Origin of the sequence: Nonomuraea rhizosphaerae (assembly GCF_019396405.1) — a bacterium.
GTDB lineage: Bacteria > Actinomycetota > Actinomycetes > Streptosporangiales > Streptosporangiaceae > Nonomuraea > Nonomuraea rhizosphaerae.
This window is the reverse complement of record NZ_JAHKRL010000390.1, coordinates 1-7,724: the sequence shown is the minus strand read 5'-3', so window position 1 is coordinate 7,724 and position 7,724 is coordinate 1. Positions and strand designations below refer to the sequence as shown.

Sequence of the window (7,724 nt, the reverse complement as noted above, 5' to 3'; positions counted from 1 at the left end):
GCCCCCCCGCCTGGAGGAGATGCCCCCCCACGGCACCCGCCTGGTTCGCTTCGCCGCCAAGTCGGCGGTCGGCGGCGGCAGGCGCCTGTCCCTCATGCTGGCCGGCGCCCAGCTCGGCATCACCCTGTGCACCCTGGGCCTGGGCCAGGTGACCGAGCCGGCGATCGAGCACGCGCTGGAGCCGGTCTTCGCCGCGATCGGCGTGCCGGAGTCCCTGCGGATGCCCATCGCCCTGGCCATCGCCCTGGCGCTGGTGACCTTCCTGCACATGGTGGTCGGCGAGATGGCCCCCAAGTCGTGGGCGCTGACCCACCCCGAGCGGGCCGCGCTTGTCCTCACCCTGCCGTTCAGGGGCTTCACCTGGCTGATGAGCCCGCTGCTCTCGTCCCTGAACGCCCTGACCAACCTCATCCTGCGGGTGTTCGGCGTGAGCCCGCGGGACGAACTGGCCACGACCAGAACACCTCGCCAGCTCGCCCTGCTGGTCGGCGAATCCGGCCGAATGGGTCTCCTGGACAGAGAAGAACACGACCTCCTAACAAGAGCCCTACGCCTACAAGCCGAGGGCATAGAACGCCTAATGGTGCAAATCCACCAAGCAGTAACCGTTCCCCCAACAGCGGAAGCAACCGAGATCAAACGAGCGGCAGGCAAGAGCGGCCACCTAAGGCTCCTGGTAGGCGCCGGCTCCGACATTCAGGGTGTCCTCCACGCCAGGGACGCACTTCTGAAGCCCGACAGCAGGGCAGCGGACCTGGCAAGGCCACTCCCGAGGTTGACCTGCACCACGCAGGTCCCGGAGGCGGTGACGGCCCTTCAGGACGCGAGGGCGCACCTGGCTCTGGTAACGAACCAGACCGGAGAGGTCATCGGAATGGTGAGCCTGACCGACCTTCTCGGCCAACTCCTCGATACACGAGCATTGGCCGCCTGACTGTGGCCAAAAACACAGCTCCGGAAAGTCATCCGAAAGCCCCTTGCAAGCGTCTCAACGTACCTTCCGTAGGCCGACCACAAGGTTCTTGAAAAAAGAAGCCCCGGCTCTTGCGAACCGGGGCTCTCTTCGTCAGTGTGGGTCTGCCGCTGATAGAAGCCTCAACAAGCGCTCATATCGGCGGCAAGCCCCGGGCAGACCTCCATCGGGCAGACCGCTCATATCGGCGGCAGCCCCGCACGGGTCTATGCCTGGGGGTCCGGGGGTCACCCCTCGGTGTAAATGACGAGGGGACCCGCGGAAGCCGACCGTTAGGTCGGCGACCACAGATCCCCTGTCACCGAGTGGGCGAGGAGGGATTTGAACCCTCACGTCCTTTCGGACACACGGACCTGAACCGTGCGCGTCTGCCGTTCCGCCACCCGCCCTTGTGGGTGCGGAGAAACAGTAGCACGTAACAGCCGCTGGTACTGAACCCGGATACGATCGCATAAGACACGGGAGCGGAGGAGCTGGGCGCGACAGCCGACGAGCGCCGGGACCACCCGCGACGTGGGACGAGCGGGTGCCAGGCGCGAGCAGCGTCCGGTGACCGCGATCATATGCACGGAGGAAGGGAGGTACCCGGTGGGAGTCCTTCAGCGCTTCGAGCGAAGGCTCGAAGGCTTGGTTGAGGGGGCCTTTGCGCGGGCGTTCAAATCTGACCTTCAGCCGGTCGAGGTCGCCAGCGCGGTTCAGCGGGAGATGGATGAGCGTGCGGCGATCGTCGCTCAAGGTCGCACGCTCGTGCCCAACGACTTCGTGGTTGAGCTGTCCACGACCGACAGCGAGCGGCTTGAGGTCTATGCCGACAGCATCAGTCACGAGCTGGCCAACCTCGCCAGGGAGTACGCCAAGGAACAGGGCTACTCCTTCGTGGGACCGGTCCGGGTCCGTTTCGAGACCGCCGCAGACCTGGCTGTGGGATTGTTCCGCATCAGGTCCGGTGTCATCCGCGGTGCCACGGTGGAGCAGGACGAGATCCGCCAGCCGGCGAGCGATCTGCCACCATCGAGGCCCAATGCCTTCAACGGGCGGCCCAGGCTGCTCGTGTCCACACAGGACGACCCGCAGGGCGACCGCTCCTACGAGCTCACCACTCCGGTGACCTTGCTCGGCAGGGGTACGGACTGCGATCTTCGTCTCGTTGATCCCGGCGTGTCGCGCCACCACGCGGAGCTACGCGTCGAGGGTCAAAACGTCGCCCTAGTCGATCTCGGATCGACGAACGGCACGTTCGTCAACGGCCAGCCGGTACGCAGGGTCGAGCTCCAGAACGGCACGAGAGTGACGCTCGGACGCACGACTCTGGTGTTCCGGCGCGATTAGGGGTAGACAAACGGTCCATGTCCGAGCTCACGCTGCTGCTGATCCGGCTCGCATTCCTGGCGGTGCTGTGGTTTTTCGTCATTGCCGCAGTCGGCGTGATCCGGACTGACTTGTTCGGATCACGTACGGCACCCGCGGGTCCACGTAAAGGCATCAAGCCTGCCAAACCGGCTGCCAAGCCGAAGAACAAGAAGGGCGAGCCACGCCAGCTCGTTGTGACGGGTGGCCCGCTCCAAGGCACCACCATTAACCTCACGGAGACGCCCATCACCATTGGCCGGGCGAACGACGCCACGCTGGTAGTCAGCGACGACTACGCTTCCAGCCGGCATGCCCGGCTCTTCCCCCAGGACGGTCAGTGGATCGTGGAAGATCTCGGCTCGACCAACGGCACGTACCTCGACCGCTCAAAAGTCACCCGCCCGACCCCGGTGCCGCTCGGAGTTCCGATCCGCGTCGGCAAGACAGTCATTGAATTGCGCAAATGACCATCGCACTCCGCTACGCCGCCCGCTCGGACGTCGGCCTCCTCCGCGAAGGGAACGAGGACTCGGCGTACGCGAGCGGCCGCCTGCTGGCCGTCGCAGACGGCATGGGCGGGCACGCACACGGCGAGGTGGCGAGTTCCGTCGCCATCGCCGCAATGGCCTCTCTCGAAGAGGCCCAACAGGGTGGTGACCTGCTCAACGCCATCGAGGCAGCGGTACGCGACGCCAACCGCAAGCTGCACGAGATGGTGGGGCGGGACCCCAGCCTCAAGGGCATGGGCACCACGCTCACGGCCATGCTCTGGCACGGCACCCAGGTGGCCCTGGTGCATGTCGGCGACTCGCGCGCCTACCTGCTCAGACGCGGGGAGCTGTACCAGATCACGCATGACCACACGCTCGTGCAGCAGCTCGTCGACGACGGCCGCATCACCCCTGAGGAGGCGGCGACGCATCCCCAGCGGTCGATCCTGCTGCGGGCGCTCGACGGCAGCGGCGAGGTCGACCCTGACCTCACGCTGCGCGAGGCACAGGTGGGCGACCGCTACCTGCTCTGCTCCGACGGCCTGTCGGGTGTGGTGAGCGCGGAGACGCTGCACGCCACGCTGACGAACATCGACGACCCGGAAGAGGTCGTCCGGCAGCTCATCGACCTGGCCAACAGGGGCGGGGGGCCGGACAACATCACCTGTGTGCTGGCCGACGTGCTCGACCTCACCGACGGGCAGCAGGTGGCCGCCGAGGCGTCGATCGTGGGGGCGGCGGGCATGACCCGTCTGCGCCCGGGGCCTCAGGACACCTCGCCGGGCCGGTCCGGCGCGGTGACGGCGCCCCAGCCGGTGCTGACCGACGAGGACTTCGACGATCCGGGTCCTCAGGCGGTCCGGCGGCCGGTCAAGCGCCGCCGGGCCTGGCCGCTGCTGGTCACCGTGCTGGGCGTCGCGGTCATCGTGATCGGCGCCGGTGGATATTTCGGCTGGAAATGGACCCAGGATCAGTTCTTCGTGGGGGCGAGGGGTGACGAGGTGGTCGTGTTCCAGGGCATCCGCCAGGAGGTGGGGCCCTTCCAGTTCTTCTCGGTCGCCCAGCACTCCGGCAAGCCGCTCTCCCAGCTCTCCGCGCCTGACCAGGCGCTGATAAAGGGTGGCATCCCGGTCACCAACGTGGCGGAAGGCGTGACGAAGATCAACGGATTCAAGCTCACGACCGATCAGCCCACCGACCAGGCCGCCACCCCGTCCGCGACAGCCTCGCCGACCGCGACAGCCACGGCGACGAAGAAGAAGCCCCAGTAGATGAGCGAAGTGGCGGAAGCTCCCGTCCTCATGCCGGCCAAGCGGCGTGCGGCCCAGTTGGCGATGCTCGCGTTCGCGGTCGTCATCGTCATGGCCGCCTACGCCAATGTCGGGCTGGCACTCGACGGGCAGATCCCCGCGGGCATGCTGACGTACGGCCTGGGCCTGGGCGGCCTGATGCTGGCCGCCTACCTCGTGCTCGCCAAGTTCGCCCCGTGGGCCGACCCGCTCATCCTGCCGCTGGTGACGCTGGTCAACGGGCTCGGCTTAGTGATGATCTACCGGCTGGAGAACTCCGGCTCCAAGCTGCAGGCCGGCGCCTCGGCCACCCAGCAGATCATCATGACCGGCATCGGGGTCGTGCTGTTCGCGGTGACGCTGATCGTGCTGCGCGACCAGCGCATGCTGCAACGCATGACCTACACCGCCGGGCTCATCGGCGTCCTCCTGCTGATCTCGCCGCTGATTCCCGGCCTCGGCAAGGAGATCAACGGCGCCCGGATCTGGATCGGGTTCGGCCCCGCCACCATCCAGCCGGCCGAGTTCGCCAAGATCGCGCTGGTCATCTTCTTCGCCGGCTACCTCGTGGCCAAGCGCGACGTGCTGGCGCTGGCCGGGCGGCGGCTGCTGTTCATCGACCTGCCCAGGGCGCGCGACCTCGGGCCCGTCCTCATCACCTGGGGCGTCAGCATCGGCGTGCTGGTCCTGCAGAAGGACCTGGGCTCGTCGCTGCTGCTGTTCGGCGGATTCGTGATCATGCTGTACGTCGCCACGCAGCGGACCTCGTGGGTGCTGATCGGCGTCCTGCTGTTCGTCGGCGGCGCCTGGCTGGCCGGTCAGCTCTTCAGCCACGTCGGCGACCGGTTCGACGTCTGGCTCGACCCCGGCAACCAGGCCTACTACGACCGGCCGTTCGGCGGCAGCTTCCAGATCATGCAGGGCCTGTTCGGGCTCGGCGCGGGCGGCGTCATGGGCACCGGGCTCGGCCAGGGCCATCCGGAGCTGATCCCGCTGGCCTTCTCCGACTTCATCTTCCCCGCCACCGGCGAGGAGATCGGCCTGACCGGGCTGATGGCGCTGCTGATGATCTACGCGTTGATCGTCCAGCGCGGGCTGCGCACCTCGCTCGCCGCCCGTGACCCCTTCTCCAAGCTCCTGGCCGGCGGCCTGTCGTTCACCCTGGCCTGGCAGGTGTTCATCATCGTCGGCGGCGTGACGAACCTGATCCCGCTGACCGGCCTGGTGACCCCGTTCATGTCCCAGGGTGGTTCGGCCCTGCTGGCTAACTGGATCCTTATCGCGCTCTTGGTACGCATGTCGGACGCGGCCCGTCAGCCTCCGCCCCAGGCGATCCAGAACGAAGGAATGACGCAGGTGTTCCAGCGATGAACGGCACTCTGAAGCGCGTGGCCGTGGCCTGCCTGGCCATGTTCGCGCTCCTGATGGTCAACGTGAACGTCCTGCAGGCCGTACGCGCGGAGGGGCTGAGCAGCGACGCGCGCAACACGCGCAACTACTACGACCGCTACGCCGTCGAGCGCGGCCGCATCACCGCGGGCGGCAAGGTCATCCTGGCGCAGTCGAGGGAGCAGAAGAACAGCGACTTCCGCTTCGTCAGGGAGTACCCGGAGGGCAAGCTCTACGCCCACGTCACGGGCTTCTTCTCGCCGGAGAGCGCCTCGCAGATCGAGGCGTCGCGCAACAAGCTGCTCGACGGCTCCAGCGCCGACCTGCTGCTGCGCCGCAGCATCGACCTGTTCACCGGTGAGCCGACCCGGGGCGCCAACGTCGACGTGACGATCAACCCCAAGGCGCAGAAGGCGGCCTACGACGCGCTGCGCGAGAGCGGCAAGCGCGGCGCGGTGGTGGCGCTCGACCCGAAGACCGGGGCGATCCTGGCGATGGTCTCGCTGCCCACCTACGACCCCGCCGAACTGTCCGGCACCGACAAGGGCACGGTGTTCAAGCGCTACGACGAGCTGGCGGCCGACAAGAGCCAGCCGTTGCTCAACCGCAACATCGACCGCACCTACCCGCCGGGCTCGACGTTCAAGGTGGTGACCGCGGCCGCCTTCCTGGAGGACGACCCCAGCCGCGACGGCCAGACGGTCGTGGACGCGCCGCAGGTGCTCGACCTGCCCAACACCACCGCCGGTCTGCCCAACTACGGCGGCGCGGCCTGCGGCGCCGGTCAGGTCCCGCTGGTGTTCGCGCTGGAGAAGTCCTGCAACACGCCGTTCGGCAAGATCGGCATGGAGCTGGGCTACGAGCGGATGGAAGAGCAGGCCGAGAAGTTCGGCATGGGCACCCAGATCGGCATCCCCATGTCGGTGGCCAAGAGCAGCTTCGGCGCGAAGGAGGACCAGGCGGCGGTCGCCCAGGCCTCCATCGGCCAGCGCAGCAACCAGATGACGCCGCTGCAGATGGCCATGATCGCCGCCGGCATCGCCAATGACGGCAAGGTGATGAAGCCGTACCTGGTCAACAAGGTCACCGACGCCAAGGGCGACTCCATCGAGGAGGCCAAGCCTGAGGAGCTGACGGAGGCGGTCAGCTCGGACACGGCCGGCAAGCTGCGCCAGATGATGGTCAGCGTCGTCCAGAACGGCACCGCCAACCTGGCGCAGATCCCCGGCGTCGAGGTGGGCGGCAAGACCGGCACCGCCGAGACGGCCGACGGCAAGCCGCCGCACGCCTGGTTCATCAGCTTCGCCCCGGCCGAGAACCCGAAGGTCGCGGTCGCGATCATCGTGGAGTCGGGCGCCGCCAACGTCGGCGCCGAGGCCACGGGCGGTCACACCGCTGCACCCATCGGCAAAGCCGTCATGGAGGCGGTGCTGAACAAGTGATGAGCGGTACGCTGCTGGATCATGCGGCTCGGTAACCGCTATCTCCTGCTCTCCCGCATCGCCACGGGCGGTATGGGAGACGTCTGGCGTGCCCGCGACGAGCTGCTCGGCCGCGAGGTCGCGGTCAAGGTGCTGCGCAGTCACTTCAACGCCGACCACACCTTCCGTGACCGCTTCCGCAACGAGGCCAGGATCACCGCCGCGCTGGCCGACCCCGGGATCGCCCAGATCTTCGACTACGGCGAGCAGAGCGACCTGGCCTACCTGGTGATGGAGCTGGTGCACGGGGAGCCGCTGTCGGCCATCCTGGCCCGCAACGGCTCCATCGGGCCCGAGGTGACACTCGACGTGGTCCACCAGACGGCCAAGGCGCTGCACGCCGCCCACTCGTCCGGGGTGATCCACCGCGACATCAAGCCGGGCAACCTGCTCGTCACGCCCGAGGGCGCGATCAAGGTGACCGACTTCGGCATCGCCCGCGCCCTGGAGTCGGCCCCGGTGACGCAGACGGGCACCGTGCTCGGCACCGCCCAGTACGTCAGCCCCGAGCAGGCGCAGGGCTTCCCGCTGACGCCCTCGACCGACCTGTACTCCCTGGGCGTGGTGGCCTACGAGTGCTTGTCGGGGCGCACGCCGTTCCGGGCCGAGGGGCAGGTGGCGATCGCGCTCATGCACCTCAACGAGCAGCCGCCGCCGCTCGGCGTGGACGTGCCGGCGTCGGTGCGCGAGCTGGTCATGGCGCTGCTGGCCAAGGATCCGCAGCGGCGGCCCGGCTCGGCGATGGGGGGGG

7 protein-coding genes and 1 tRNA gene are annotated in these 7,724 nt (G+C 68.0%); 7 read left to right on the top strand and 1 reads right to left on the bottom strand.

From position 1 onward, the window contains the following. Positions 1-934, top strand: a 934-nt coding sequence (locus KME77_RS20125; protein WP_219470051.1) for a CNNM domain-containing protein, incomplete at its 5' end; no start/stop codon positions are given. 345 nt (positions 935-1,279) lie between these two features. On the opposite strand, the gene KME77_RS20120 is transcribed toward KME77_RS20125, so the two are convergent. Continuing rightward, a tRNA-Leu gene (locus tag KME77_RS20120) sits at positions 1,280-1,362 on the bottom strand. Positions 1,363-1,561: 199 nt separating this feature from the next. Here KME77_RS20120 and KME77_RS20115 point away from each other — a divergent pair. The 6 genes from KME77_RS20115 to KME77_RS20090 form a co-directional block, all read left to right on the top strand. Further along, positions 1,562-2,302, top strand: coding sequence for an FHA domain-containing protein (locus KME77_RS20115; RefSeq protein ID WP_219470049.1), 741 nt, complete (start codon positions 1,562-1,564; stop codon positions 2,300-2,302). 17 nt (positions 2,303-2,319) lie between these two features. Further along, positions 2,320-2,790 carry an FHA domain-containing protein FhaB/FipA gene (locus KME77_RS20110; protein ID WP_219470047.1) on the top strand — a complete coding sequence of 157 codons (471 nt, stop codon included), beginning with the start codon at positions 2,320-2,322 and terminating at the stop codon, positions 2,788-2,790. Continuing rightward, a complete protein-coding gene (locus KME77_RS20105; RefSeq protein ID WP_219470045.1) occupies positions 2,787-4,085 on the top strand; it encodes a Stp1/IreP family PP2C-type Ser/Thr phosphatase in 1,299 nt (432 codons plus the stop codon). Before KME77_RS20110 ends, KME77_RS20105 begins: the two co-directional genes overlap by 4 nt. Further along, entirely contained in the window at positions 4,086-5,474 is a 1,389-nt protein-coding gene (locus KME77_RS20100) for an FtsW/RodA/SpoVE family cell cycle protein (protein WP_219470044.1), read from the top strand. Further along, entirely contained in the window at positions 5,471-6,934 is a 1,464-nt protein-coding gene (locus tag KME77_RS20095) for a peptidoglycan D,D-transpeptidase FtsI family protein (RefSeq protein ID WP_219470042.1), read from the top strand. Before KME77_RS20100 ends, KME77_RS20095 begins: the two co-directional genes overlap by 4 nt. 21 nt (positions 6,935-6,955) lie before the next feature. After that, positions 6,956-7,724 (top strand): serine/threonine-protein kinase (locus KME77_RS20090; protein ID WP_219470040.1); only part of this gene is annotated, 769 nt, incomplete at its 3' end.

Excerpts from the sequence above, each read along its gene's own strand:
- KME77_RS20095 (WP_219470042.1), top strand. The coding sequence starts at position 5,471 with ATGAACGGCACTCTGAAGCGCGTGGCCGTGGCCTGCCTGGCCATGTTC.
- KME77_RS20100 (WP_219470044.1), top strand. The coding sequence starts at position 4,086 with ATGAGCGAAGTGGCGGAAGCTCCCGTCCTCATGCCGGCCAAGCGGCGT.
- KME77_RS20110 (WP_219470047.1), top strand. The coding sequence starts at position 2,320 with ATGTCCGAGCTCACGCTGCTGCTGATCCGGCTCGCATTCCTGGCGGTG.
- KME77_RS20105 (WP_219470045.1), top strand. The coding sequence starts at position 2,787 with ATGACCATCGCACTCCGCTACGCCGCCCGCTCGGACGTCGGCCTCCTC.